We start from the raw sequence: 21,630 nt of genomic DNA, 5'->3' as shown, positions 1-21,630 counted from the left end.
CCACTGCTACATCCCTGCATACCAGGACATTTCGTACGAGAGGACCCGAAGTCATGGCCGATGCCCCGACCGGCAAGGTGACCTTCGTCGGTGCCGGCCCCGGCGCCGCCGACCTGCTGACGTTCCGCGCCGCCCGCGCGATCGCCGAGGCCGACGTGGTGATCTGGGCGGCCAGCCTGGTGCAGGCCGAGGTGCTCCAGCACGCTCGGGAGGACGCGGAGATCCTGGACTCGGCGGCCATGTCCCTGGAGGACGTCGTCGCCGTGTACCGGCGGGCGCACGCGGAGGGGCTGAAAGTGGCCCGTATCCACTCCGGCGACCCGGCGCTGTGGGGCGGCACGCAGGAGCAGCTCGACCGGTGCGCGGACATCGGGATCGCGACGGAGGTCGTGCCCGGCGTCTCGTCCTTCTCCGCCGTGGCCGCGCTGGCCCGGCGCGAGCTGACGATTCCGGAGGTCGCGCAGTCGGTCGTGCTGACCCGGCTCGGTGGCGGGAAGACGCCTATGCCGCCCGGCGAGGAGGTGCGCGAGTTCGCCCGGCACGGCACCACGATGGCGGTGTTCCTGTCGGCGGCCCGCAGCGGCCAGCTGGTGCGGGAGCTGCTGGAGGGCGGCTACCCGACGTCCACGCCGGTCGTGGTGGCGTACCAGGCGACCTGGCCGGAGGAGCTGATCGTCACGTGCACGGTCGGCACGCTGGAGGAGACGGTCAAGGAGCACAAGCTCTGGAAGCACACGCTGTTCCTGGTCGGACCGGCCCTCGACGCCCACGGCACCCGCTCGCACCTGTACCACCCCGGACACTTCCACGGCCACCGCAAGGCCGACCCCGAGGCCCGCAGGGCCCTGCGCACGCGGGGTGCGAGCACGTGATCACGGTCGTCGGCACGGGCACCGGGGCGGCGTACGGCACTCGGGTGCCGCCCGGCGCCCGGCTCGTCGTGGGCGCGCGGCGGCATCTGGACGCCGTATCGCTGCCGGAGGGCGCCGAGCGGGTCGTCCTGGGTCCGCTGGCGCCCGCGCTCGACACCATCGGGGAGTACGTCGGCAAGGAGCGGCCCGTGCTGGTGCTGGCCTCCGGGGACCCCGGCTTCTTCGGGATCGTACGGGCGCTGGCCGAGCGGTTCGGGCCCGGGCTGCTGGACGTCCGCCCCGGGGTCTCCTCCGTCGCCGCCGCCTTCGCGCGGATCGGGCTGCCCTGGGACGACGCGGTGGTGGTCAGCGCGCACGGGCGGGATCTGCGTACGGCCGTGAACGTGTGCCGGGCGCGGGCCAAGGTCGCCGTGCTGACCGGGCCGGGGGCCGGGCCCGCCGAGCTGGGCGCCGCGCTGGCCGGCACCTGCGGCGACGACCGGGCGCTGGTCGTCGCCTCCGCGCTGGGCGACCCGGCGGGCGAGCGCGTGGAGCGGCTCACCCCGGCCGAGGCCGCCGCCCGCGACTGGGGTACGGCGGTGAACGTGGTGCTGTGTCTTTCCGGGGCGCGGGCGCCGGGGCCGTTGCGCACGGTCGCGGGGCCGCCGGCCGGCCCGTCCCGATGGGCCCTTGAGGAGAGCGAGTTCGCCCACCGCGACTCGATGATCACCAAGTTCGAGGTGCGCGCCCTGGCGCTGGCCCGGCTCGGGCCGCGCCTCGGCGACCTGGTCTGGGACGTGGGCGCGGGCTCCGGGTCGGTCGCCGTCGAGTGCGCCCGGCTGGGCGCCGCCGTCACCGCCGTCGAGAAGACGGCCGACGGCGTGGAGCGGATCCGCGCCAACGCGGCGGCGCACGGCGTGGACGTGTCGGTGGTGCACGGGGCCGCGCCGGAGGCGCTGGCCCGGCTCGCCGACCCCGACGCCGTGTTCGTCGGCGGCGGCGGGCGCGCGCTGCCCGCCGTCGTGACCGCGTGCGCGCGGCGGGCCCGGCGGACCGTCGTGGTCGCCGTGGCGGCGCTCGACCGGGTGCCGGCCGTGCGCGAGGCACTGGCCGCCGCCAGGTTCGCCTGCGACGGCGTGCTGCTCCAGTCCTCGCGGCTGGCGCCGCTGCCGGGCGACGTGACCCGGCTCGCGGCCACCAACCCTGTTTTCCTGCTGTGGGGCACGCGGCCCCCGGCGCTCAGAGGAGGAATTGCTCAGTGATCGGCCTGATTTCCGCCACCGCGGCGGGCGCGGCTGCGCGGGACCGGCTGGCCGTGGCCTGGCCGGACCGTACCCGGGTGTACGAAGGGCCCGTCGGGGAGGCCGTGCGGGCCGCCTTCGCCGAGTGCGAGCGGCTGGTGTGCTTCCTGGCGACGGGAGCGGTCGTCCGGCTGATCGCGCCGCTGCTGGGCGAGAAGGCCTCCGATCCGGGCGTGGTGTGCGTCGACGAGGGCGGCCGGTTCGCGGTGTCCCTGGTGGGCGGGCACGCGGGCGGGGCGAACGAACTGGCCCGCGCGGTCGGCGAGGTGCTGGGCGCGGAGCCGGTCGTGACGACCGCGACGGACGCCGTGGGACTGCCCGGCCTGGACACGCTCGGGCTTCCGGTGGAGGGCGATGTCGCCGGGGTCTCGCGGGCGCTGCTCGACGGGGAGCCGGTCGCGCTGGAAGCGGAGGCGCGCTGGCCGCTGCCGCCGCTGCCGGTCGCCGCCGAGGGCGCGTACACGATCCGGGTCACCGACCGTGCCGCCGTCCCCGCCGAGCGGGAGGTGGTCCTGCGGCCGCCGACCCTGGTGGTGGGCGTCGGTGCGTCCCGGGGCGCACCTGCCGACGAGGTGGTGGGCCTGGTCGAGGGCGCGCTCGCGGAGGCCGGGCTGTCCGCGGCGTCGCTCGCCGAACTGGCCACGGTCGACGCCAAGGCGGAGGAGCCCGGCGTCGTCGAGGCGGCCCGGCGGCTCGGGGTGCCCCTGGTGACGTACTCCGCCGATGAGTTGGCGGCGGTGGACGTGCCCAACCCGTCGCGGGCGCCGCTCGCCGCCGTCGGCACCCCGTCGGTCGCGGAGGCCGCCGCGCTCGTGCGCGGGGGTGAACTCCTCGTGCCCAAACGGAAGTCGGAGCGCTCCGACGGGGCGCCCGCGATGGCCACCTGCGCGGTCGTACGGCGTCCGGGGCGGGGGCGGCTCGCGGTCGTCGGGCTGGGGCCGGGCGCGCGGGACCTGCTCACGCCGCGCGCGCAGGCGGAGCTGCGGCGCGCTTCCGTGCTCGTGGGGCTCGACCAGTACGTCGACCAGATCCGCGACCTGCTGCGGCCCGGTACCCGGATCCTCCAGTCGGGGCTGGGCGCGGAGGAGGAGCGGGCGCGCACGGCGGTCGCCGAGGCCCGGCGGGGGCACGCCGTCGCGCTGATCGGCAGCGGGGACGCCGGGGTGTACGCCATGGCCTCCCCCGCGCTCGCCGAGGCGTCCGACGACATCGACGTGACCGGCGTTCCGGGCGTCACGGCGGCGCTCGCGGCCGGGGCGGTCCTCGGCGCGCCGCTCGGGCACGACCATGTGTCGATCAGCCTGTCCGACCTGCACACGCCGTGGGAGGTCATCGAGCGGCGGGTGCGGGCGGCGGCCGAGGCGGATCTCGTCGTGACGTTCTACAACCCCCGCTCCCGGGGCCGGGACTGGCAGTTGCCGAAGGCGCTGGCGATCCTCGCCGGGCACCGGGAGCCGACGACGCCGGTCGGTGTCGTGCGCAACGCCTCGCGGCCCGGCGAGTCCAGCCGGGTCACCACGCTGGCCGGTCTCGACCCGGAGACGGTCGACATGATGACGGTCGTGACCGTGGGCAACACCGCGACCCGCGAGATCGCGGGGCGCATGGTCACGCCGCGCGGCTACCGCTGGCAGGCACCCCGGGAGGAGTCCGAGTGAACCGCGTCGTCCATCCGATCGAACAGGAGTCGTTCCGGCGGCTGCGCGCCCGCCTGGACACCTCGCGCCTCGCGCCGCTCACGCGGGCGGTGGTGGAGCGGGTCGTCCACTCCTCCGCCGACCTGGAGTACGCCTCCGACCTCGTCATGGACGAGGGCGAGCTGGTGACGGCGCACGCCGCGCTGCACGCGGGGGCTCCGGTGGTCGCGGACGTGGAGATGGTGGCCGCCGGGATCACCCGGCGCACGAGCGTCTGCCGGCTGACGGACGCCAGGTCCGGTCCCGGGATGACCCGTTCGGCGCACGCGATCCGGCTGGCCTACGAGGACGTCGGCCCGGGCGCGCTGTGGGTGATCGGCTGCGCGCCGACCGCCCTGGAGGAGCTGCTGAAGCTGGACGCCTCCCCCGCGCTCGTCATCGGTCTGCCCGTTGGTTTCGTCGGGGCGGCCGAGTCCAAGGCCGCGTTGCGCGAGAGCGGGCTGCCCGCCGTGAGCAACGTGTCCGAGAAGGGCGGTTCGGCGGTCGCCGCGGCCGCACTCAACGCCCTGCTGTACCACCCCACTTCGCTTGAGGAGACCCTGTGACCACCCCGCCGCCGCCCGCCCTGCTCATCGCCGGTCACGGCACCCGGGACGACGCCGGAGCCGAGGCGTTCCGCGACTTCGTACGGGAGTTGGGGCGCCGTCGGCCCGAACTGCCCGTCGCGGGAGGCTTCATCGAGCTGTCCCCGCCGCCGCTGGGCGAGGCCGTCGCCGAGCTGGTGGAGCGGGGCGTGCGGCGGTTCGCCGCCGTACCGCTGATGCTGGTGTCCGCCGGGCACGCCAAGGGCGACATCCCGGCGGCGCTGGCCCGCGAGAAGGAACGGCATCCGGGGATCTCGTACACCTACGGCCGGCCGCTGGGCCCGCACCCCGCGCTGCTGAGCGTGCTGGAGCGGCGGCTGGACGAGGCGGTGGATCCCTCCTGGGACCGCTCCGAGGTGACCGTGCTGCTGGTCGGGCGTGGCTCGACCGACCCGGACGCCAACGCCGAGGTGCACAAGGCGGCGCGGCTGCTGTGGGAGGGGCGCGGTTACGCGGGCGTGGAGACGGCGTTCGTGTCGCTGGCGGCTCCGGACGTGCCGAGCGGGCTCGACCGGTGCGCGAAGCTGGGCGCGCGGCGGATCGTGGTCCTCCCCTACTTCCTGTTCACGGGCATCCTGCCGGACCGGGTACGGCGGCAGACGGCGGACTGGGCTGCCGCGCATCCGGAGACCGACGTGCGCTCGGCGGACGTGATCGGGCCGGAGCCGGAGCTGCTGGACCTCGTGCTGGAGCGGTACGGGGAGGCGGTGAGGGGCGATCTGCGGATGAACTGCGACTCGTGCGTGTACCGGATCGCGCTGCCGGGCTTCGAGGACAAGGTGGGGCTGCCGCAGCAGCCGCACTTCCACCCGGACGACGACGGGCACCACGGCCATCATCACGGAGGGCACGCCCACTCCCATGCGCACTGAGGACGCGGTGCCATTCGGGCACGATCTGCGGCACCACGGGGACGCCGAGGTGCGCGACGGCGGGGCGGCACTGGTCGATCTGGCCGTGAACGTACGGGCGGACACGCCGCCGGCGTGGCTGCGGGAGCGGATCGCCGCCTCGCTGACCGGTCTCGCCGCCTACCCGGACGGGCGGGCCGCGCGGGCGGCGGTGGCGGCGCGGCACGGGCTGCCGGCGGAGCGGGTGCTGCTGACGGCGGGTGCCGCGGAGGCGTTCGTGCTGCTGGCGCGGGCGCTGAAGGTACGGCGGCCGGTCGTCGTGCATCCACAGTTCACCGAGCCGGAGGCGGCGCTGCGGGACGCGGGGCACACGGTGGACCGGGTGCTGCTGCGGGCGGAGGACGGCTTCCGGCTCGATCCGGCGGCCGTCCCCGAGGACGCGGACCTGGTGGTGGTCGGCAACCCGACGAACCCGACGTCGGTGCTGCACCCGGCCTCGGTGATCGCCGAACTGGCCCGTCCGGGGCGGGTGTTGGTGGTCGACGAAGCCTTCATGGACGCGGTGCCGGGCGAGCGGGAGGCGCTGGCGGGGCGGGCGGACGTGCCCGGCCTGGTGGTGCTGCGCAGCCTGACCAAGACGTGGGGGCTTGCGGGGCTGCGGATCGGCTATGTGCTGTCGTCGCCCGAGGTGATCGCCGAGTTGGAGCGGGCCCAGCCGCTGTGGCCCGTGTCCACTCCGGCGCTCGCGGCGGCGGTCGCGTGCGTGGAGCCGCGGGCGCTGGCGGAGGCGGAGGACGCGGCTCGCCGTATCGCCGCGGACCGGGCCCACCTGGTGGCGGGCCTGGCATCCGTCGCGGGACACGGGGTGCGGGTGGTGCGACCGGCCGAGGGCCCCTTCGTGCTGGTGCGCATGCCGGGGGCGGCGGACGTACGGCGGCGGTTGCGCGCCCTGGGATACGCGGTGCGGCGCGGGGACACGTTCCCCGGCCTTGACGGGGACTGGCTGCGGCTGGCGGTGCGGGACCGGGGGACGGTGGACGGCTTCGTGCGCGCCCTGGGCTCGGCGCTGTCGCCGCCCACCGCCCCCTGACTCACCGAGCCGGGAAGTCCCGCCGGTCCAGGACTTCCCGGCTGGGCGGCGGGGTCCGGGCCGTCAGCCCCGGCGCCGCCGTGCCACGGCCAGCGCGCCTCCACCCGCCGCCAGCAGGACGGCGGAGCCCGCCGCCAGGTAGGGGGTGAGGGAGCTGCCGCCCGTCTCCGCGAGGTTGACGGTCTGCTTCTCGGATGCGGCCTGCGGCTTCACATCGGCGCTCTGGGGCTTCACGTCGCTGCTCCGGGGCTCCTCGTCGCCGCCCTGAGGCTTGTCGTCGCCGCCCCGGTCGGCGGGCGGGGCCGCCTCCTTCTCCGGCGCCGTCGGGGACTCGCACGTCGCCTTGGCCAGGGTCACGGTTCCCTCCACCTCGGCCACGTTCAGCTTGAGCGGGTTGACGGAGACCTTGAGTTCCAGGGCCGTCGCCGCGGCCGTGCGGGACGTCGTCTCGCGCTTCGACAGGTCCAGGCGGACCTCGCCAACGCCGGGGACACGGACGTCGGTCGTGCCGCCGGCGGTGAGCGTCACCCTCTTGCCGAGCACTCTCACGGAGCCCAGGACGTTGCTGCTCGCCACCGGGGACTCGCCGGCCTCACAGGTCGCCTTGGACGTGACCTGGTCGACCTCGATCAGGGACAGCAGGGGCAGGCCGGGGACGTGGATGCGGGCGTGGGCCAGTTGGACCATGCCCTCCGCCTTGTCCGCGGAGACGGTCGCGTCGGTCTTCGCCACGTCCGCGCGGATCACGCTGAAGGGCTTCCCGCCGTCGACGCCGTCGAGACGGGCGGTCAGTGCCGTCTGCTGCGCGCTCTGCGGTGCCTCGACCTCGTTGAGGGAGACGGCGAGCGGGACGTTCACCGTCCTGTTGAGCAGGGACACGTCCAGCCCGGTGCGCAGGACGGAGGCGCTCGCGTGACCCTCCTGCCCACCGGTCGCGTGCGCGGAGCCCGCGCCGGCCAGCGTCACCGGGCCGGCGGCCAGGACGGTGGCCGCGGCGGCGGTGGCGCAACGGCGGGCGGACATGCGGAAGTTGTTGCCGTTCAAGGTGTGGGACCCCCAGAAAGGAATGCTTGGGACCCGGTAAGAATTACGTACTGAGGGTGAACGGTCAGCGATCTAGCGCGACTTCACCCCTTCGTGGGGTTTCCGTCCGTCCTTTCGATTCTCCCGGCACGGACGTTCCCATCGGCCCCTCGCGCACCCCCTCCGCGTACGAGCGCACGGACCACCGCCCCGGCGTCCGCATCGGCGCGCACGCCCCCGAAATCGGTGACGCCACACGTCAACGCCCGGTTCTCAGCCCGTCACGCGGCCGTTCAGGACCACCCGTCGCGGTGCCGCCAGGGCGCGGACGTCCGCGCGCGGGTCCTCGTCGTAGACGACGAGGTCGGCGGGGGCGCCCTCGTCGAGGCCGGGGCGGCCTAGCCAGTCGCGCGCGCCCCACGTCGTCGCCGACAGGGCCTGCAGCGGTGGGATGCCGGCCGTGACCAGTTCGGCCACCTCGGCCGCCGCCAGGCCGTGGGGCAGGGAGCCGCCGGCGTCGGTGCCGACGTAGACCGGGATGCCGGCGTCGTAGGCGGCGCGGACGGTGTCGTAGCGGCGTTCGTGCAGCCGGCGCATGTGGGCCGACCAGCGCGGGTACCTGGCCTCGCCGCCGTCGGCGAGGCCGGGGAAGGTGGCGATGTTGACGAGGGTGGGGACGATCGCGACGCCGCGTTCGGCGAACAGCGGGATCAGGTCCTCGGTCAGGCCCGTGGCGTGCTCGATGCAGTCGATGCCCGCCTCGACCAGGTCGCGCAGGGAGTCCTCCGCGAAGCAGTGGGCGGTCACGCGGGCGCCCAGGCGGTGGGCCTCCGCTATCGCCGCCTCGACCGCCTCGCGCGGCCAGCAGGCCGACAGGTCGCCGAGGTCGCGGTCGATCCAGTCGCCGACCAGCTTGACCCAGCCGTCGCCGCGCCGGGCCTCCTGGGCGACGTAGGCGACCAGGTCCTCCGGCTCGATCTCCCAGGCGTAGTTGCGGATGTACCGGCGGGTGCGGGCGATGTGGCGGCCCGCGCGGATGATCTTCGGCAGGTCCTCGCGCTCGTCGATCCAGCGGGTGTCCGAGGGCGAGCCCGCGTCCCGGAGGAGGAGGGTGCCGGCCTCGCGGTCGGTGAGCGCCTGCTTCTCCGAGACGTCGTCGGGCACCGGTCCGTGCTCGTCGAGGCCGACGTGGCAGTGCGCGTCGACCAGTCCGGGCAGCACCCAGCCCTCGACGGTCGTCACGTCAGTGGCGCCGACGGGACGGTCGTAGGAGATCCGGCCGCCGACCACCCACAGCTCGTCCCGGACCTGGTCCTCGTCCGGGCCGACGAGCACCCGACCCTTCACGTGCAGCACCGCGTGATCGCTCATGCACCGCACCTTAATGAGCCGGTGCCCGCGGCGGACCACCCGGTCCGGGGTCACCGGGTGAAAGCGGGGCAGACCCGCCGACTACGCTCGACGCGTTCACCCTCGCCCGTACGAAGAGAGCACCGCCGTGACGAACCCGTTCCTGGACCTCGCTCCGCTGAGCGCCGACCGATTCGCCTCGATCGAGGACCGGGTGGCGCGGCTGCTGGGCACCGAGCAGGATGTCGTGATCACGCAGGGCGAGGCGCTGCTGCCGCTGGAGGGCGCGATCAGGGGGACGGCCGGCCCCGGTACGACCGCGCTGAACGTGATCACCGGGCCGTACGGGCAGACGTTCGGCAACTGGCTGCGCGACTGCGGCGCGACGGTGTACGACCTGTCGGTGCCGTACCACACAGCGGCCACGGCGGACCAGGTCAGGGAGGCTTTCGCCGAGCACCCGGAGATCGACTTCGTGTCGCTGGTGCACGCGGAGGCGGCGACCGGCAACACCAATCCGGTCGCGGAGATCGGCAAGGCCGTGTCGGAGCAGGGCGCCCTGTTCTACCTGGACGCCGTGGCCTCGGTCGGCGCGGAACCGGTGCTGCCGGACGCGTGGGGTGTGGACCTGTGCGTGATCGGGGCGCAGAAGGCGATGGGCGGCCCGGCCGGGGTGTCGGCGGTGTCGGTCAGCGAACGCGCCTGGGCCCGGATGGCGGCGAACCCGCAGGCGCCGCGCCGCTCCTACCTGTCCCTGCTGGACTGGAAGGAGCGCTGGATCGACGGCGGCCGCAAGGCGCTGCTGCACGCGCCCGCGCAGTTGGAGATGCTGGCGCTCGAGGCCTGTCTCGAACGCATCGAGGCGGCCGGCCTGGACGCGGTGATGGACCGCCACCGCCGCGCCGCCGCGGCCACCCGCGCGGGTACGCACGCCCTCGGCGGAGGCCTGGAGCCGTACGTGCACGAGGCGTCCGAGGCGGCCCCGGTCGCCACCACCCTGCGGGCCCCCTCGGGCATCGACGCCTCCGAACTGGTGGCCCGCGCCCTGGCGGCCGGCCCCACCCTGCCGCTGGCCGCGGGCGGCGGCCCGCTCGCCAAGGAGATGATCCGCGTCAACCACTACGGGACGGACGCCACCCGGGACATGGTCGAGGCCGCCCTGACGGCCCTGGGCGCCGCCCTGACCGGCCTCGGCACGACCGTGGACGTCGCGGCAGCCCGGAACGCGGTCGCGGAGGCCTGGCGGCCGTAGGCGCGCGGGCGGCGACAGGCACGCGGACGGCGGGCCGGCCGGGGGCCGGGATGTGGTGGTGTTCGTGAACATGAGGGCGACACGATCGATGACTACGCCCGGCACAATGGCGGGCCCGCATTCTCCAGAAGCGGATGGACGGGATTAACGGGACTTGTCGGCAAGGTAATTCGTGAATTCAATTCCGGGCAGCTTCCCATATTCTTCTGCCCCGTTTCCCGGGACCTAAACGCAGAGATTTCACGAACGCTCGGCGACACAATTCGAAGACCCCGGGCAGCGTTATGCGACTGTGACGCACTCCACAAAAGCGACCCTTTTGCCCAGTAAATTACGGACAAAACCACTCACATCGCCGCCCTCTCGCGCGATCACGTGCCCGCGCGATAACACACGAGTCCGGTTCACGTAAGGCTTCAGGGCGATGCAATTTTGAATTCTGCTCGGTAAGTTCATTCCACATGACTGCCGCCCAAGCAGACCTGCATTCCCCCCACACAGAATTGCCCGAGGCGCTCCGCATCGAGCGTCCCGCCCCCGCCGACGGCGCCGCACTCTGGCGGCTCGCGAAGGAATCCGGGACGCTCGATGTGAACTCCTCGTACAGCTATCTCCTCTGGTGCCGCGACTTCGCCGCCACGTCCGCGGTGGCGCGCGACGCCGACGGCGAGCCGGTCGGCTTCGTCACCGGATACGTGCGGCCCGACCGCCCGCACACCCTGCTCGTGTGGCAGGTGGCGGTGGACGCCGGTCACCAAGGCCGGGGCCTTGCCGCCCGGCTGCTCGACGCGCTCACCGCCCGGGTCGCCGCCGAGCGCGGGCTCACCTCCGTGGAGACCACGATCACCCCGGGCAACACCGCCTCCGAGCGGCTCTTCACCTCCTACGCCGCCCGGCATGGCGCCACGGTCGAGCGCGAGGTCCTGTTCGGGGCCGAGCAGTTCCCGGACGGGCCGCACGACCCGGAGGTCCTCCACCGGATCGGTCCACTCTCCTTCTGACCGCGCCCACTCCGGCTCTCCGGCGCCCGGCCACCTCTCCCTCCCCCGCCTCCCTCTCACTCCCCCACCGAGGAGCGATTCGTCGTGACCATCACCCAGCCCGACCTGAGCGTCTTCGAGACCCTGGAGTCCGAGGTGCGCAGCTACTGCCGCGGCTGGCCCACCGTCTTCGACCAGGCGCGCGGCAGCCGCATGTACGACGAGGACGGCCACGAGTACCTCGACTTCTTCGCGGGCGCAGGCTCGCTCAACTACGGCCACAACAACCCCGTACTGAAACGGGCGTTGATCGACTACCTGGAGCGCGACGGGGTCACCCACGGGCTCGACATGTCGACCACCGCCAAGCGCACGTTCCTCCAGACCTTCCAGAACCTGGTCCTGCGCCCGCGCGACCTGCCGTACAAGGTGATGTTCCCGGGCCCGACCGGCACCAACGCCGTGGAATCGGCGCTGAAGCTGGCCCGCAAGGTCAAGGGGCGCGAGGCGATCGTGTCGTTCACCAACGCCTTCCACGGCATGTCGCTGGGTTCCCTGGCCGTCACCGGGAACGCTTTCAAGCGGGCCGGCGCCGGCATCCCGCTCGTGCACGGCACGCCCATGCCGTTCGACAACTACTTCGACGGCAAGGTCCCGGACTTCCTGTGGTTCGAGCGGCTGCTGGAGGACCAGGGCTCCGGTCTGAACAAGCCGGCCGCCGTGATCGTCGAGACCGTGCAGGGCGAGGGCGGCGTCAACGTCGCCCGGCCCGAGTGGCTGCGCGCGCTCAAGGAGCTGTGCGAGCGGCAGGACATGCTGCTGATCGTCGACGACATCCAGATGGGGTGCGGGCGCACCGGGGCCTTCTTCTCCTTCGAGGAGGCCGGCATCGTGCCCGACATCGTCACCGTCTCCAAGTCCATCAGCGGCTACGGCCTGCCGATGTCGCTGTGCCTGTTCCGGCCGGAGCTGGACGTGTGGGAGCCGGGCGAGCACAACGGCACCTTCCGCGGCAACAACCCGGCGTTCGTCACGGCCACCGCCGCCCTGGAGGCCTACTGGACGGACGGCTCGGCGATGGAGAAGCAGACCCGCGCCCGCGGTGAGCTGCTCGAGCAGTGGCTGATCTCGATCACCGAGGAGAACCTCGCGGACGTCAGCGAGTACCGGGGCCGGGGCCTGGTGTGGGGCCTGGAGTTCCACGACCCGCAGCGGGCCGGGCGGATCGCGCGGCGCGCCTTCGACCTCGGGCTGCTGGTCGAGACGTCCGGCCCGCAGGGCGAGGTCGTCAAGCTGCTGCCGGCGCTGACCATCACCCCCGAGGAGCTGGACGAGGGCATGAGCGTCCTCGCCCGCGCGGTCCGCGAGACCGCCTGACCACCGAGCGGCCGAGCACCAGAACACCGCAACACCGCAACACCGCAACACGGCAACACCGGAACTCCGGAACTCCGGAACACCGGAAAAATCGACGCAAGGAGGCGCGTACCACCGTGATCGTCCGTTCGTTCAAGGACATCGAAGGCACCGACCGGCATGTGAAGGCCGCGTCCGGCACCTGGGAGAGCAAGCGCATCGTTCTCGCCAAGGAGAAGGTCGGCTTCTCCGTGCACGAGACGATCCTGTACGCGGGTACGGAGACGTCGATGTGGTACGCGAACCACATCGAGGCCGTCGTCTGCGTCGAGGGCGAGGCCGAGCTGACCGACCACGAGACCGGGAAGACCTACACGATCACGCCCGGGACCATGTACCTCCTCGACGGCCACGAGCGGCACACGCTCCGCGTCAAGGAGGACTTCCGCTGCATCTGCGTGTTCAACCCGCCCGTCACCGGCCGGGAGGATCACGACGAGAACGGCGTCTACCCCCTGCTCACCGAGCCCGAGGAGGTGTGAACACCACCATGAGCAACGTCACCGACCTGTACCCCACCCGCGGCGCCACCGAGGTGACCACTCCCCGTCAGGACCCGGTCGTCTGGGGCTCCCCCGACACGCCCGGACCGTTCGACGCCGCCGGCCTCCAGTCGTTCGAGCGCGACGGCTTCCTCGCCGTCGACCAGCTGATCACCGAGGACGAGGTCGCCGTCTACCGGCGGGAGCTGGACCGGCTGGTGGGCGACCCGGCGATCCGGGCCGACGAACGCTCCATCGTGGAGCCGACGTCCAAGGAGATCCGCTCGGTCTTCGAGGTGCACCGGATCAGCGAGGTGTTCGCCGGGCTGGTGCGGGACGAGCGCGTCGTCGGGCGGGCCCGGCAGATCCTCGGCTCGGACGTATACGTCCACCAGTCGCGGATCAACGTCAAGCCGGGTTTCGGGGCCAGCGGCTTCTACTGGCACTCGGACTTCGAGACCTGGCACGCCGAGGACGGCCTGCCGAACATGCGGACGGTGTCCGTCTCGATCGCGCTGACCGAGAACTACGACACCAACGGCGGCCTCATGATCATGCCAGGGTCGCACCGAACGTTCCTCGGCTGTGCGGGGGCCACGCCGAAGGACAACTACAAGAAGTCGCTTCAGATGCAGGACGCGGGCACGCCGTCCGACGAGGCGCTGACCGCCCTGGCCGGGCAGTACGGCATCAAGCTGTTCACGGGCAGGGCCGGTTCGGCCACCTGGTTCGACTGCAACTGCATGCACGGCTCCGGCGACAACATCACGCCGTTCCCGCGCAGCAACGTGTTCATCGTCTTCAACAGCGTGGAGAACGCGGCGGTGGACCCGTTCTCGGCGCCGGTACGGCGTCCGGAGTTCATCGGAGCGCGGGATTTCACTCCGGTGCGGTGAGACGAACCGGCCGGGCGTCCGGGGGGTGGCCCCCGGAGGACACAGCATCGGAGCGCGGGACTTCACCCCGGTGCGGTGACCCGTGGGTGATACGGATCGGGGCCTCCTCGTGTGGGACGGGAGGCCCCGGCCCGTGTCCGGATCCCGGTGGCGGCGTCAGCCGGCCAGCGCGTCCAGCAGGCGGTCGACGTCGGCGGGCGTGTTGTAGAGGTGGAACGCGGCCCGCAGATTGCCCGCGCGCTGGGAGACCTCGATGCCCTTGGCGCTCAACTCGCCCTGGCGCGCTCCGAGTCCGGGCACGGCGACGATCGGGGAGCCCGGCGCCCGGACCGGTTCGTGGCCCAGGGAGCGCAGCCCGGCGCGGAAGCGGTCGGCGAGCGCGAGGTCGTGGGCGCGTACGGCGGACACCCCGAGTTCCTCGACGAGTTCGAGTGAGCGGCGAGCGCCCGCGTAGCAGAAGAGGGCGGGACTCTCGTCGAACCGCCGTGCGGAGTGGGCGAGTTCCTCGACGGGGCCGTAGCAGCTGTCCCAGGGCCGCTCCCCCGCCACCCAGCCCGCGAACAGCGGGTCGAGGCCGCCGAGGTCGTCGGGGACGACCAGGAAGGCCACGCCCCGCGGGCACAGGAGCCACTTGAAGGCGACGGCGCTGACGTAGTCGTAGGCGTCCGCGTCGAGGTCCAGCCAGCCGGCGGCCTGGGAGGCGTCGACGTACACGCGCGCGCCGTGCTCGCGCGCGGCCGCGCGGACGGCGGGCAGGTCGGCGACGCGGCCGTCGGCCGACTGTGCGGCACTCACGGCGACCAGGACCGTGCCGGGCCGTACCGCCTCGGCGATCCGCTCCAGCGGTGCGCTGCGTACCTTCAGGTCCCGGCGGATGTGGAAGGGGTTCACCAGGGAGCTGAAGTCGCCCTCGACGGTGAGGACTTCGGCACCCTCGGGCAGTGCGGCGGCGATCAGCCCGGTGTAGACGGCGACGGAGGCGCCGGCCGCCACGCGCCGGTCCGGCACCTTCATCAGCCGGGCGAAGGAGGCGCGGGCGGCCTCGACGTCGGCGAACATGTCGGTCGACTGCCCGGCGGCGGTCGCCGCCACGGCGGTGCCCAGGGCCTCCACGGTACGGGCGGGCAGGAGACCGAGGGTCGCGCTGTTCAGATAGGTGGTCTTCGGGGCGAACTCGGCGCGGACGAGGGTCTCGAAGGTTTCCATGGGTCCACTGTGCGGCCCGTCGCGGCCCCCGTCCATCGCGCGTTTCTGCGGAGTGCTCCGAAGGATCCCTTATGCGTCCGCCCCGACCTGCGGTTCGTCCTCGCCGCTCAGCTCCGCGGCACCGCGCATCCGTCCGGGCCGCAGGCGTCCCCGTCCGCGTCGCCGCCCTGGAGGAGGGTCAGCGGCGAGCGTTCGCCCCATGCCTGGGTGAGGGCCTGGGTGAAGACGTCGGCGGGCTGGGCACCGGAGACGCCGTACTTCCGGTCGAGCACGAAGAACGGCACCCCGGAGGCACCGAGTTGCGCGGCCTCCCGCTCGTCGGCGCGGACCTCGGCGGCGTAGGCGTCGGGGTCGGCGAGCACCTTCCGGACGGCGTCGGCGTCGAGCCCGGCGGCGACGGCCAGCTCCACCAGCCGCTCGTCGCCCTCGGTGAAGACGGACCGCTCCTCGGCGAAGTTCGCCCGGTACAGCGCGTCCAGCAGCTCGCTCTGCCTGCCGTGCTCCTTGGCGAGGTGCAGCAGGCGGTGCATGTCGAAAGTGCTGCCGTGGTCCCGGCCCCGGGTGCGGTACGCGAGCCCCTCGGCGGCGGCCTGCCGTCCCAGGTTCTCCTCGCCGTCGTGCGCCTGCGCCTCGCTCATCCCGTACTTCTTGGTGAGCATGGTGATCACCGGCTGCACGTCGTCCTTGGCCCGCCCCGGATCCAGCTCGAACGACCGGTGCACCACCTCGACCTGCTCCCGGTGCGGGAAGGCCGCGAGTGCCTTCTCGAAGCGCGCCTTCCCGACGTAGCACCAGGGACAGGCGATGTCCGACCAGATCTCGACGCGCATGCTCTCGGCTCTCTCCCGCTCGTACGGAAGCGGAGGTGGACGCCCTCCGCCGGGTCCGTGAACGTTCAATCAGCGGGTTTCATTCCCCGGTCACCGTGTAGCACAGCCACAGATGGTGGCCGCCCTCGTCGGCGGGCCGCAGCGGATCCGGGGTCCAGCCCTGCCGGGCGTAGAAGCGCTGCGCCCGTTCGTTGCCGGTGTGCACTTCCAGGACGGCCGTCCGCCTGCCGTCGGTGCGCCACTGCTCGACGCAGGCCGCGTGCAGCGCCGTGCCGATGCCCGAGCGCCAGTGGCCGGGGTCGACGTGGAACTGGAACAGCATGACCGTGTCCGCGGGGCCGTCCGGTGGGGTGCGGAAGGAGGCGATGCCGACGATGCGGCCCTGGTCGACAGCGCACAGCACATGGCCGTCGGGGCGCGCGATGGCCTCGTGCCATCGCGCGGTCCAGTCGGCGTCGGCGGCCGGGATGCCGCCCCGGTAGTACGTGGACCGCGCGCGCACCATCAGGTCGGAGACGGCCTCCGCCTCGGCGGGTACGGCCGTACGGATCACCAGGCGTCCGCCCGCACTGTTGTCGATCATGCGAGGGAGGACGCGGAGGCCCGGCGATCCGGTTCCGTGCTGTGCGGGGTCAGCGCTCCAGGTGGCCGTTGAAGCGGCGGGGCAGGCCGAGCGGGTTGTCGTCGCGCAGCTCCGGCGGCAGCAGCGCCTCCGGGGCGTTCTGGTACGCCACCGGGCGCATCCACCGCTCGATCGCCGTACCGCCGACGGAAGTGGACGTCGAGGTCGTCGCGGGGTAAGGGCCGCCGTGGTGCTGGGCGGGGGCCACCGCGACACCGGTCGGCCAGCCGTTGACGAGCACGCGTCCGGCGAGCGGGGTGAGCCGGGCGAGCAGTTCGGCGCCGCGTCCCTGGCCGGCCGCCTCCTCGGTGGACAGGTGCACGGTCGCGCTGAGGTTGCCGGGCAGCCGCGACAGGACGGCCTCGGCCTCGGTCTCGTCCTCGTAGCGGGCGACCACGGTGACCGGTCCGAAGCACTCCTCCAGGAGCAGGTCGTGCTCCCCGTCCTCGGTGAGCTTCTCGGCCGGGACGGTCAGGAAGCCCGCGCTGACCGAGTGCTCGCCGCCCGCGCCCGGGGTGACCGGCGACTCGACGCCGGGCAGTGCGGAGCGCTCGGCGATGCCGGTGAGGAAGTTGTCGCGCATCCGGTGGTCGAGCAGGACGCCCGGGTCGGTGTCGCTGACGGCGTCGGTGAGCGACTTGACCAGGCCGTCGCCCGCGGCTCCGGACGGCACGAGGACCAGTCCGGGCTTCACGCAGAACTGTCCGACGCCCATCGTCATCGACCCGGCCAGCCCGGTCCCGATGGCCTCGGCCCGCTCGGCGGCCGCCGCCTCGGTGACGAGGACCGGGTTGAGCGACCCCAGCTCGCCGTGGAACGGGATCGGCGCCAGCCGCGCGGCCGCCGCGTCGAACAGGGCCCGGCCGCCGCGCACGGAACCGGTGAAGCCGGCGGCCGCCACCAGCGGGTGCCCGACGAGTTCGACGCCCGCCTCGAAGCCGTGGACGAGACCGATCACGGACACGGGGACGCCGTGGTGCGCCGCCGCTCCGCGCAGCACCCTGGCGACCAGTTCGGACAGGGCCGGGTGGTCGGGGTGCGCCTTGACGACGACGGGGCAGCCCGCGGCGAGCGCGCTCGCGGTGTCGCCGCCGGCGACCGAGAAGGCGAAGGGGAAGTTGGAGGCGGAGTAGACGGCTACGACCCCGAGCGGCACCTTGAAGCGGCGCAGGTCCGGGATCGGCGGGGCCGCGGTGGCGTCGGGGTGGTTGATGATCACGTCGAGGAAGGCGCCCTCGTCGACGATGTCCGCGAAGGCCCGCAACTGGTAGCAGGTCCGGGCCAGTTCGCCGGTGAGCCGGACCGGTCCGAGCGCGGTCTCGGCGTCGGCGGCCTCGACGAGCCGGTCCCGGGCCCCTTCCAGCCGGTCGGCGGCGGAGCGCAGGAAGGCCGCGCGGACGGCGCGGTCGGCGAGCGCCCCGCGCGCCTCGTGCGCGGCCCGCACGACGGCGTCCACCTCCCGCGCTGTGGCCTCCACCGCAACCTGTTCCCGCTGCTTCCCGGTACGGGGGTCGACACTCCAGACTGGTGCTGCCACCGCGGATCCCTCCACATGTCTTGCCGCAGTATCCGGCCGGTCCCTACGGTCGGCCGGATTCGGGTCACCATCAGGGCGTTCGATATGCTGAACGCTGTCTCTGATGATGAATACACTGTCGGAGACTATATCTCCAGCTTCTCGTCGAACGAAGGGGTCCAGGGCGATGTCGGCAGGCGACGCAGGCGGCGGGGCGCAGGTCAAGTCCGCGGTACGGACCGTGGAGTTGCTCGAGTTCTTCGCCGGCCGGCCCGGTATGCACTCGCTGGCCGCGGTCCAGGAGGCCGTCGGGTATCCCAAGTCCAGCCTGTACATGCTGCTCCGCACACTCGTCGAGCTGGGCTGGGTGGAGACCGACGCCACCGGCACGCGCTACGGCATCGGCGTGCGGGCGCTGCTCGTCGGCACCTCCTACATCGACGGCGACGAGGTGGTCGCGGCGGCCCGCCCCACGCTGGACCGGCTGTCCGACGACACCACCGAGACGATCCACCTCGCCCGTCTGGACGGCACGAACGTCGTCTACCTGGCCACCCGCCAGTCGCAGCACTATCTGCGCCCCTTCACCCGGGTCGGCCGCCGCCTGCCCGCCCACTCCACCTCGCTGGGCAAGGCGCTGCTGAGCACGTACACGGACGAGCAGGTGCGCAAGATGCTCCCGGAGACGCTGCCCGCGCTGACGGAGCACACCATCACCGACCGCGAGCGGCTCATCGAGGAACTGCATCAGATCCGCGAGCAGGGGTACGCCGTCGACCGCGAGGAGAACACCCTGGGCCTGCGCTGCTTCGGGGTGGCGATCCCGTACCGCACCCCGGCCCGGGACGCGGTCAGCTGCTCGGTCCCGGTGGCACGCCTGACGCCGGCGCACGAGCAGATGGTGAAGGATGCTCTCTTCGACGCCCGTGACCGACTGACGCTCGCCACCCGGAGGCTGTGACACATGGAGGTCGTACTCCGCGAGGTCCACGACAGCGATCTGCCGGTGTTCTTCCGGCAGATGAACGACCCGGAGGCGCTGCGGATGGCCGCCTTCACCCCGCAGGACCCGGCCGACCACGAGGCTTTCGAGGCGCACTGGCGAAGGCTGCGCGCCTCGTCCGTCGTGCTGCGCACCGTCCTGCTGGACGGTGACGTGGTCGGCAGCGCCGCCGTCTACGGCGAGCCGGGCGAGCGCGAGGTCACCTACTGGGTGGACCGCGCCTACTGGGGCCGCGGCGTCGCCACGGCCGCGCTGCGCGCCCTGCTGGCCGAGGTGCCCGAACGCCCGCTGTACGCGCGGGCGGCAGCGGACAACGCCGGCTCACTGCGGGTGCTCGCCAAGTGCGGCTTCCGGGAGTCCGCGCGGGCCCGGGGGTTCGCCGAGGCGCGCGGCGAGGAGATCGACGAGGTGGTGCTGTCGCTGCGGGCCGACGCCGGGTGACAACGGGCGCGCGCGAGATGTGCCCCGCCCGACCTCGTGGAGCGGGCGGGGCACGTCATGTGCCTAGCCGACGAAGTACGTCGGGTTCGGCAGCTTGAAGGTGCGCTCGGCGTGGCCGCCGTCGAGGTCGGAGTACTGGTCGCCGAAGTTGGCGACGATGTCGTACCCGAGGTCCTCGATGTGCCTGCGGGTGCCGGACTTGTACTGGACGGTGGTGCACTTCCAGGCGCCCGGGGTGGCGCAGTCCTTCAGGTAGGACGGCGGGTTGGCCGCGTCCTTGAGGAACATGTGCGCGGCGTCGAGGTTGACGTCGGCGCCGATCTTCTTCAGGTTCTCCACGGCCGCGGAGCGCTGCGCCTCGCTCAGGCCGGAGTTGTAGAAGACCTCGACACCCTTCTTCGCGGCGTACCGCACGAGTTCGGGGCTGCCGAAGACCGCCGGGCGGTCGGCCTTGTTGACGTAGGCCGCCCAGGTGGCGCTGTTGTAGCCGTAGTTGTTCTTCTTCTCGTAGTCCAGGCTGAGCAGCAGCGTGTCATCGATGTCGAAGACGACGGCCGGCTTGTTCTTGCCCTTGTGGTCCGCCTTGTCCGCCGCCTTGTCGATCCACTTCCTGGCGTCGGCGTCGACGCGCGCGAGGTCCTTGGCGTACGGGCTGTCCGGGGACGCCTGGTAGACACCGTCGGCATCGGGCTTGGTGCCGTAGTAGGTGTCGATGTCCTGGGTGAGGAGCCCGATGTTGTAGGGCTCGTGGGTGGAGTTGGCGGTCGACTGACCTGCCGTGGCCGCACCGGCGCCGTAGATCACGGCACCGGTGAGGACGCAGGTGGCGGCGAGGGCCGCGATACGCAGTGGCTTGTGCATGAGTCGTTTTCTACGCGCGTCACCCTCGGATGCGCGAGACCATGCGGGGTACCTTTTGCCCGATCGATATCTGGCGTGGCGGACAATTCGCCTGCGCCACCCGCCGTTCACCTCGACCGGTCACGCGCCGTCAGCGCCCCCGCCACGGCGTCCAGTCGCCGAGGTACGCCTCCCGGGTCCCCGTCCGGGCCTCGACGCGGGTGAGCTGGGGGCGGTCGGCCGGGCCGCTGATCCGCGCGCCGGGCCCGGAGTTGCGGTACTCGGCGAAACGCTGGTCCTGCCAGGGGTACGTATCCGACATGTTGGTGTAGAGCGTGACCGTGTCGATGCCCGCGCCGAGCCAGGTGTCGCGGACGGTCAGCATCGGGCGGGCGGTCGTGTCCGAGCTGGGCACCCAGGGGCGGGCGAGCTTGTAGCCGCCGTCCGGGGCCCGGCTGGTGACGCGGCCGTGCGTGACCAGGTAGCCGCGCGGGTTGGCGACCGCGGTGGAGGGCGCGAAGACGAAGCCGTACGGTGCCGCCGCCAGGTCGCTGCGGTCCAGCGCGCGGAAGTGGCAGTGCTCGAACACCGCGGTCGCCCGGCCGAAGACGAAGTCGACGTCGCCCTCGATGTGGCAGTGGGCGTAGTAGTGGCGGGCGAAGGCGGACAGGGTCCTGGTGTCGGCGTACAGGGTGTCCTGGTGGCCCAGGAAGCGGCAGTGCCAGAACGCCGAGCGGTCGCCCTGCACCTTGGCGGCGACGGCCTGGGTGCCGCTGACACCGGGGTGGTCGGCGCGCAGCCAGTCGTTGGCGAAGGTGATCCGGTGGGCGGTGAAGCCGTCCGCCTGGGCGGTCGTGGTGGCCGATCCGCTGGTGCCGTAGGTGCCGCCGTCGGGTCTGCGCGTGCCGGCCGCGTTGTCGTACACGATCACCACGTCGCGGGCGTCGCCGGTGGCGCCGATCCAGGTCATGTCGGTGCGGGTGGCGTCCACGGAGACGGTCTCCCGGTAGGTGCCCGGCGCGAGGACCAGGGTCCAGCCGCCGCCCGCGGCCGCGTTCACCGCGGCCTGCACCTGGGTGAAGTCGCCGCGGCCGTGCGGGTCGACGTAGAGGGTGCGCGGGGTGCGGCGGGCGGCCGGTGAGCCGTGGCGGCCGAACGGGTGCGGCCGGGCGGCTGCACCGGCGGGCGGGGCGGCCAGGCCGAGCGCGGCGCCGGCGGCGGCGCCGGCGAGCAGCAGTCCCCTTCTGGACAGCCCCTTTCCGGGCCGTCCCTTTCCAGGCAGGGGCGGCGGGGACGGGCTGAGGTGGGGCGAGGGCATGCGGGTGCTCCTTCGCGGTGCGGCGGGTCGGCGGCCGTGGCGGGCCGGGACGGAGGGTGCGCCCCGGCCCGCCGGGTAGGG

Annotated in this window: 21 protein-coding genes; 13 read left to right on the top strand and 8 right to left on the bottom strand. The window is 73.0% G+C overall.

The features are described from left to right. Window positions 1-53: 53 nt before the first annotated feature. Genes cobM through cobC form a run of 6 tightly spaced genes read left to right on the top strand, consistent with a single transcriptional unit; the run spans window position 54 to window position 6,374 of the window. Complete coding sequence (gene cobM / locus ACWEK3_RS24330) at window positions 54-872, top strand: precorrin-4 C(11)-methyltransferase (RefSeq protein WP_450546309.1); 819 nt, start codon at window positions 54-56, stop codon at window positions 870-872. After that, window positions 869-2,113, top strand: coding sequence for a precorrin-6y C5,15-methyltransferase (decarboxylating) subunit CbiE (gene cbiE, locus ACWEK3_RS24325; protein WP_453250593.1), 1,245 nt, complete (start codon window positions 869-871; stop codon window positions 2,111-2,113). Before cobM ends, cbiE begins: the two co-directional genes overlap by 4 nt. Further along, entirely contained in the window at window positions 2,110-3,810 is a 1,701-nt protein-coding gene (cobJ, locus tag ACWEK3_RS24320; RefSeq protein WP_453250592.1) for a precorrin-3B C(17)-methyltransferase, read from the top strand. The genes cbiE and cobJ overlap by 4 nt, the downstream gene beginning before the upstream one ends. Further along, window positions 3,807-4,394, top strand: coding sequence for a precorrin-8X methylmutase (locus ACWEK3_RS24315; protein ID WP_450546304.1), 588 nt, complete (start codon window positions 3,807-3,809; stop codon window positions 4,392-4,394). Before cobJ ends, ACWEK3_RS24315 begins: the two co-directional genes overlap by 4 nt. After that, a complete protein-coding gene (locus ACWEK3_RS24310; protein WP_450546302.1) occupies window positions 4,391-5,305 on the top strand; it encodes a sirohydrochlorin chelatase in 915 nt (304 codons plus the stop codon). Before ACWEK3_RS24315 ends, ACWEK3_RS24310 begins: the two co-directional genes overlap by 4 nt. Continuing rightward, window positions 5,295-6,374 (top strand): Rv2231c family pyridoxal phosphate-dependent protein CobC, encoded by a 1,080-nt coding sequence (cobC, locus tag ACWEK3_RS24305; RefSeq protein WP_453250591.1) that lies wholly within the window; start codon window positions 5,295-5,297, stop codon window positions 6,372-6,374. The genes ACWEK3_RS24310 and cobC overlap by 11 nt, the downstream gene beginning before the upstream one ends. A 63-nt stretch (window positions 6,375-6,437) precedes the next feature. On the opposite strand, the gene ACWEK3_RS24300 is transcribed toward cobC, so the two are convergent. Continuing rightward, window positions 6,438-7,418 carry an SCO1860 family LAETG-anchored protein gene (locus ACWEK3_RS24300; protein ID WP_453250590.1) on the bottom strand — a complete coding sequence of 327 codons (981 nt, stop codon included), beginning with the start codon at window positions 7,416-7,418 and terminating at the stop codon, window positions 6,438-6,440. A 252-nt stretch (window positions 7,419-7,670) separates the two neighbouring features. Further along, window positions 7,671-8,768 (bottom strand): amidohydrolase family protein, encoded by a 1,098-nt coding sequence (locus ACWEK3_RS24295; RefSeq protein ID WP_450546296.1) that lies wholly within the window; start codon window positions 8,766-8,768, stop codon window positions 7,671-7,673. Between the two features lie 127 nt (window positions 8,769-8,895). Between ACWEK3_RS24295 and ACWEK3_RS24290 the strand changes: the two genes are divergently transcribed. The 5 genes from ACWEK3_RS24290 (at window position 8,896) to thpD (ending at window position 13,773) form a co-directional block, all read left to right on the top strand. Continuing rightward, a complete protein-coding gene (locus ACWEK3_RS24290) occupies window positions 8,896-9,999 on the top strand; it encodes a pyridoxal-phosphate-dependent aminotransferase family protein (RefSeq protein ID WP_450546294.1) in 1,104 nt (367 codons plus the stop codon). A gap of 461 nt (window positions 10,000-10,460) precedes the next feature. After that, on the top strand, window positions 10,461-11,000 hold the full coding sequence (gene ectA / locus ACWEK3_RS24285) for a diaminobutyrate acetyltransferase (RefSeq protein ID WP_376402452.1): 540 nt from the start codon (window positions 10,461-10,463) through the stop codon (window positions 10,998-11,000). Between the two features lie 84 nt (window positions 11,001-11,084). Continuing rightward, complete coding sequence (ectB, locus tag ACWEK3_RS24280) at window positions 11,085-12,356, top strand: diaminobutyrate--2-oxoglutarate transaminase (protein WP_453250589.1); 1,272 nt, start codon at window positions 11,085-11,087, stop codon at window positions 12,354-12,356. A 116-nt stretch (window positions 12,357-12,472) separates the two neighbouring features. Continuing rightward, complete coding sequence (locus ACWEK3_RS24275; protein ID WP_361411284.1) at window positions 12,473-12,877, top strand: ectoine synthase; 405 nt, start codon at window positions 12,473-12,475, stop codon at window positions 12,875-12,877. Next, the gene (gene thpD, locus ACWEK3_RS24270; RefSeq protein ID WP_450546292.1) at window positions 12,874-13,773 is read left to right on the top strand and encodes an ectoine hydroxylase; all 900 of its coding nucleotides are present in this window, start codon (window positions 12,874-12,876) and stop codon (window positions 13,771-13,773) included. The genes ACWEK3_RS24275 and thpD overlap by 4 nt, the downstream gene beginning before the upstream one ends. A gap of 156 nt (window positions 13,774-13,929) precedes the next feature. Here the strand turns inward: thpD and ACWEK3_RS24265 are convergent, their stop codons facing one another. The 4 genes from ACWEK3_RS24265 to ACWEK3_RS24250 all read right to left on the bottom strand — a co-directional run bounded on the left by ACWEK3_RS24265 (window position 13,930) and on the right by ACWEK3_RS24250 (window position 17,968). Beyond that, window positions 13,930-14,979 carry an aminotransferase class V-fold PLP-dependent enzyme gene (locus ACWEK3_RS24265; protein ID WP_450541657.1) on the bottom strand — a complete coding sequence of 350 codons (1,050 nt, stop codon included), beginning with the start codon at window positions 14,977-14,979 and terminating at the stop codon, window positions 13,930-13,932. Between the two features lie 107 nt (window positions 14,980-15,086). Beyond that, entirely contained in the window at window positions 15,087-15,809 is a 723-nt protein-coding gene (locus ACWEK3_RS24260) for a DsbA family oxidoreductase (protein WP_390727686.1), read from the bottom strand. A gap of 79 nt (window positions 15,810-15,888) precedes the next feature. Further along, complete coding sequence (locus tag ACWEK3_RS24255; protein ID WP_453250588.1) at window positions 15,889-16,392, bottom strand: N-acetyltransferase family protein; 504 nt, start codon at window positions 16,390-16,392, stop codon at window positions 15,889-15,891. A 49-nt stretch (window positions 16,393-16,441) separates the two neighbouring features. Beyond that, on the bottom strand, window positions 16,442-17,968 hold the full coding sequence (locus ACWEK3_RS24250) for an aldehyde dehydrogenase (NADP(+)) (protein ID WP_453250587.1): 1,527 nt from the start codon (window positions 17,966-17,968) through the stop codon (window positions 16,442-16,444). A 166-nt stretch (window positions 17,969-18,134) separates the two neighbouring features. On the opposite strand from ACWEK3_RS24250, the gene ACWEK3_RS24245 reads away from it, so the two are divergent. Together ACWEK3_RS24245 and ACWEK3_RS24240 are read left to right on the top strand one after the other, a co-directional pair. Next, window positions 18,135-18,908 carry an IclR family transcriptional regulator gene (locus ACWEK3_RS24245; protein WP_141362132.1) on the top strand — a complete coding sequence of 258 codons (774 nt, stop codon included), beginning with the start codon at window positions 18,135-18,137 and terminating at the stop codon, window positions 18,906-18,908. 3 nt (window positions 18,909-18,911) lie between these two features. Then, the gene (locus ACWEK3_RS24240) at window positions 18,912-19,391 is read left to right on the top strand and encodes a GNAT family N-acetyltransferase (RefSeq protein WP_453250586.1); all 480 of its coding nucleotides are present in this window, start codon (window positions 18,912-18,914) and stop codon (window positions 19,389-19,391) included. Window positions 19,392-19,454: 63 nt separating this feature from the next. On the opposite strand, the gene ACWEK3_RS24235 is transcribed toward ACWEK3_RS24240, so the two are convergent. Both ACWEK3_RS24235 and ACWEK3_RS24230 read right to left on the bottom strand, forming a co-directional pair. Further along, window positions 19,455-20,252: an HAD family acid phosphatase gene (locus ACWEK3_RS24235; RefSeq protein ID WP_450541647.1), complete on the bottom strand. Its 798-nt coding sequence runs from the start codon at window positions 20,250-20,252 to the stop codon at window positions 19,455-19,457. A gap of 130 nt (window positions 20,253-20,382) precedes the next feature. After that, on the bottom strand, window positions 20,383-21,549 hold the full coding sequence (locus ACWEK3_RS24230; protein ID WP_453250585.1) for a pectinesterase family protein: 1,167 nt from the start codon (window positions 21,547-21,549) through the stop codon (window positions 20,383-20,385). Window positions 21,550-21,630 lie beyond the last annotated feature (81 nt).

The sequence above is a fragment of the Streptomyces sp. NPDC004721 genome (genome assembly GCF_053601495.1).
This window is presented reverse-complemented; position numbering and strand designations above follow the sequence as displayed.

Excerpts from the sequence above, each read along its gene's own strand:
- ACWEK3_RS24245 (WP_141362132.1), top strand. The coding sequence starts at position 18,135 with ATGTCGGCAGGCGACGCAGGCGGCGGGGCGCAGGTCAAGTCCGCGGTA.
- cobC (WP_453250591.1), top strand. The coding sequence starts at position 5,295 with ATGCGCACTGAGGACGCGGTGCCATTCGGGCACGATCTGCGGCACCAC.
- ACWEK3_RS24265 (WP_450541657.1), bottom strand. The coding sequence starts at position 14,979 with ATGGAAACCTTCGAGACCCTCGTCCGCGCCGAGTTCGCCCCGAAGACC.
- ectA (WP_376402452.1), top strand. The coding sequence starts at position 10,461 with ATGACTGCCGCCCAAGCAGACCTGCATTCCCCCCACACAGAATTGCCC.
- ACWEK3_RS24235 (WP_450541647.1), bottom strand. The coding sequence starts at position 20,252 with ATGCACAAGCCACTGCGTATCGCGGCCCTCGCCGCCACCTGCGTCCTC.
- ACWEK3_RS24240 (WP_453250586.1), top strand. The coding sequence starts at position 18,912 with ATGGAGGTCGTACTCCGCGAGGTCCACGACAGCGATCTGCCGGTGTTC.
- ACWEK3_RS24230 (WP_453250585.1), bottom strand. The coding sequence starts at position 21,549 with ATGCCCTCGCCCCACCTCAGCCCGTCCCCGCCGCCCCTGCCTGGAAAG.
- ACWEK3_RS24295 (WP_450546296.1), bottom strand. The coding sequence starts at position 8,768 with ATGAGCGATCACGCGGTGCTGCACGTGAAGGGTCGGGTGCTCGTCGGC.
- ACWEK3_RS24260 (WP_390727686.1), bottom strand. The coding sequence starts at position 15,809 with ATGCGCGTCGAGATCTGGTCGGACATCGCCTGTCCCTGGTGCTACGTC.
- cobM (WP_450546309.1), top strand. The coding sequence starts at position 54 with ATGGCCGATGCCCCGACCGGCAAGGTGACCTTCGTCGGTGCCGGCCCC.
- ACWEK3_RS24255 (WP_453250588.1), bottom strand. The coding sequence starts at position 16,392 with ATGATCGACAACAGTGCGGGCGGACGCCTGGTGATCCGTACGGCCGTA.